Annotated in this window: 1 protein-coding gene; it reads left to right on the forward strand. The window is 58.5% G+C overall.

Going from position 1 to position 1,016, the window contains the following annotated elements:
* Positions 1 to 1,016, forward strand: a 1,016-nt coding sequence (locus ABJK56_RS07180; protein WP_347243985.1) for an outer membrane protein transport protein, incomplete at both ends; no start/stop codon positions are given.

Here is a 1,016-nt window from a genome sequence, read left to right on the forward strand (position 1 = left end):
AACCGGCCGGAATCACCCAGCTTCCCGGCGTGCAGGTGATGGCCGGCGCCACTTTTATTGCGCCCATGACGGATGTGACCACGGTCAATCCCTATTCCGGGCAAAGCAACACCAAGTCGACGGAAAGCAACGGGTGGATTCCGCCCCACTTGTATGCCAGCTATCAGTTTTCGGACGCTCTGTGGTTCGGGGCGGGTCTGTATTCCCGATTCGGCTTGGGCACGGAATTCGACAAGAACTGGTGGGGCCGCTACAATAATTACAATGCCATCATTCAGACTCTCTCCTTTAATCCCAACGTGGCGGTGAAGCTCAACGACATGGTTTCCGTTTCCGCTGGCGTGGAAGTCATGTGGTTCGATCTCACCCTGGAACAGAAAATCGATGCCACGGCGCCTTTCGTCAGAGGCGGTGCCGGGGCGACCTTGGCGGCTTTGGGCTTTTCCACCAAGATCAATGACCCCACCACCAGCGCCCTTGATGTGAAGAGCAAGCTTACGGGGGATACCTTTGGGTACGGGTTCACGTTGGGGCTGCACGTGAAACCCATGGACTGGCTGTCTCTGGGCGCGTCCTATCACAGCAACGTGAAACAACACCTCGACGGGGATGCCGATTTCACCAAGCCGGCGGCCCTCACCTCCGGTCCCCTCGCTCCCGCTGCGGCCACGTGGTTTAACGACACCGGAGCCGAAGGCAGTGTCACTCTGCCGGATATGGTCTTCCTGGGGGCGGGCATTCGCCCCATGGACCGACTGCTCATCGAGCTCGGAGCCATCTGGACCGGCTGGAGCAGTTACAAAGACCTGACCATCAAGTACGACGAAGCCATCTTGCCGGGTGTGACGAGCGTGACCAAGGCGAAAAACTGGATGGACGTCTGGCGCCTGAGCATCGGGGCGGAATACAAGGTGACCGATTGGTTTGACCTTCGTGCCAGTTATATTTTCGATGAATCGCCCATCCCCAGTTCGACGGTGGACTACCTGGTGCCGGCCAACGATCGGCACATGTTC

The sequence above is a fragment of the Thermogutta sp. genome (assembly GCF_039793925.1).
Taxonomy (GTDB): domain Bacteria; phylum Planctomycetota; class Planctomycetia; order Pirellulales; family Thermoguttaceae; genus Thermogutta.